The organism is Bartonella jaculi (assembly GCF_039543045.1).
GTDB lineage: Bacteria > Pseudomonadota > Alphaproteobacteria > Rhizobiales > Rhizobiaceae > Bartonella > Bartonella jaculi.
In genome coordinates, this window is record NZ_BAABIZ010000078.1 from 1 (window position 1) to 2,674 (window position 2,674).

Here is a 2,674-nt window from a genome sequence, read left to right on the forward strand (position 1 = left end):
CTAGAGGATTTATCCTTGTTCAAAGAGGCGCTCATGGAACCTCCTCCTCCCGTTGCTCCAGCACCAAAGCCAACATTCTCATTAAAACGCTTTGCGAATGATTTTGCGTTGTTAAGGTTGGCATTCATCCGCGTTTTTATATTTTTTACAATAAGGGCTGTTTAAGCGCTTCTTGACACTGGGCCTCGGAATGACAGCGCCTGGACGACATATGGGTAAGTTTTCGGTTTTAAAAGTATAACATGGCCCTCCCGCTCTTGCTACCTCTTCATCTTTATAGCGGAATCCTGCTTGGATCATGCAAGCATAAATTGTTGCTTTTGCATTAAGGCTATTCTTTCTATTTTCTGGATCGACATCATAAGGGGTTGGCATACCACATTCTAACAAAGCTTTTCCGACCTCTGTAAAATCTGCTCCTGGTTTCTCCCAAGCAGTTAAATATCCTGAAGGAGGCTTATTAAACTGACATCCAGCTATACTCAATAGAGTTACAGCGCCTAATAACTTTAGATTTTGTTTCATTTTTTACTCCTTGATTTACTTAAAGGTCTTTGTTCTCGACGAGATGTACCATAGCGCCATGTACATTTATCACCCGCATCTCCAAGGCAAGTATGGGGATTTATGGGATCTGTGAACATTTTCCATGCTTCTGTCCACCAGTTACTGCCAGCAGGTGCTGTCTCGTAAGTATAGCCATTGCCGCCAATAATTCTGCTGACAAAGTCATATTTATGCCCATCAAAGCCAACTGTGGTTTGTTTGCCATCACTCACATAAGTGAACAGACCGGATGCAGACAAAACATTAAAGGCTGGTCCATAGAAATTGATATTCATGTTTTCGTTGCCTATCCCATGCACGCCTTCTTGTTTGAAAGAATTCAGCATATTCCCCAATGTCATCCCACCGCGACTATGGCCATAAAGTTCTAACCCTGTAAGACCATAGCCATACACTAGATCTTTTGCTTCTTGTGTGGAATTGGTCAAACCCCAAAAGTTATTTTCCATAAACTTCTGATAACCTGCTACCAGAAGTTCTGAGATGGCAGAATCGGCTTCTGGGAATACAACAAAATAAAGCGGTGCATTTTTATCCTTCGCATGTTGCACTGCATAAACAGCCGCCTCTTCTGGTGGAGTAAAGATGCCATTGAGGGACACATGCACCTTGCCATCAGCACCTTCTTGCAAATGCTGCTTTTCTTCTTCCGTTAAATAATGAAATGCAGGGATTTTTTGTCCACGAGCGTCTCTTATAGGTACCCCATTTTCATCTGTTTTATAGATTATATTGCCCTGTTCATCACGGTCAACCACAGCGAGAGGATGTTCTTTAATAAACATGGTTTTATAGGACTCATCGCTGTATTTAAACCCTTCTTCTAAGAGTTGTGTTGCCATTTCACGGTTTTCATGGACTATTTGTTCCAGCTTGGCGACATCGATGGGTGAGACACCCTTATGGGCGTTAGCAGTATCACGATTAAGGGAAGCAATGGTTTGTGCCCCATTTTGCCCCGTCAACACTTTCTGCCCGTCTTCATTGGTGATCACAATGGTGCCATCACTGATGGCAGATTTGGTATAACCTTCTTCTGAATCCTTAGCTTTGGAATGATCTAAGATATTTTTGGCAATGTTTTTTCCAATACCATATTTGCCTTGATCCATCGGACCACCAGCAGAAATGCTTAAACCTTGGCTGCTGGCTTGCGCGTCAGCATTGTTGGCAATATCACTCGTCGTGATGGTTCCGGTGGTCAGTTTGTTTTTATCTGCTGGTGCGCTGCTGTCAATAATGCCCCCGGTCAGCGTTGTTTTGTCTTTCACGTTGATCTCAAAGCCGCCTGTCCCTGCTTTAATGCCTGATTGTTCCACAACACTATGATAATCACTAGAGGATTTATCCTTGTTAAAGGCAATATTGGTTGAGGCTGCATCCTGTTTTCCACCATTAAAGCCAATGGAAACAGTGTCTTGCTTGCTAGAGCTTTTTCCCGTATCACTCTGGCTGGTAATAGTAAAATTATTACCAACACCCATCTCTACACGATTTCCAGAAAACACCGCACCATTCAATGTAGTATCCTCTCCACTGCTGGTATGAACTGTTCCGGTACCCACAACATGGCTGTTCTTATGGTGTACTTCCTCACTAGAGCCATTTCCTTTCCCAAAAGAAGCATTTCCCATCCATCCAGAACCATTCGTGCCATAGGTATAGCCAACATTCAGGGAAGCACTTTGCGAATGATTTTGCGTGTTTTGCGTGTTTTGTGCACTTTCAAAGGTGATATCTTTCCCTGCACCCAAGTTAATGTTCCCGCTCTGTTCATCATTGTTTTGCATCGGGTTTGTGCCGGCAATAATATCGGCTCCAACACCATGAATACTGCCTTTGTGGGCTTGCATGTCTTCTGCCGTTAAATAATAAGATTGAGAAAACAATCCCACCATTCCAAGCGAAGGCAAGGAGGGGGGATTGTTTCCATCATCAATAGCAAAACTTAAGGCTGGCATTCATCCGCGTTTTTATACTTTTTACAAAATGGGCTGTTTAAGCGCTTTTCGACACTTCGCTTTGGGATGACAGCACCAGGTTGACAGATGGGAAGATTTTCAGCTTTATAATTCTCACACCAAGTTCCTCCCCATTTATCTTTGTC

Annotated in this window: 2 protein-coding genes; both read right to left on the reverse strand. The window is 43.1% G+C overall.

Annotated elements, in window-relative coordinates; genetic code table 11:
* Positions 1-111: 111 nt before the first annotated feature.
* The gene (locus ABD915_RS09275) at positions 112-525 is read right to left on the reverse strand and encodes a hypothetical protein (protein WP_345117611.1); all 414 of its coding nucleotides are present in this window, start codon (positions 523-525) and stop codon (positions 112-114) included.
* Positions 522-2,528: a hemagglutinin repeat-containing protein gene (locus ABD915_RS09280; RefSeq protein ID WP_345117613.1), complete on the reverse strand. Its 2,007-nt coding sequence runs from the start codon at positions 2,526-2,528 to the stop codon at positions 522-524. Before ABD915_RS09280 ends, ABD915_RS09275 begins: the two co-directional genes overlap by 4 nt.
* Between the last annotated feature and the right edge of the window lie 146 nt (positions 2,529-2,674).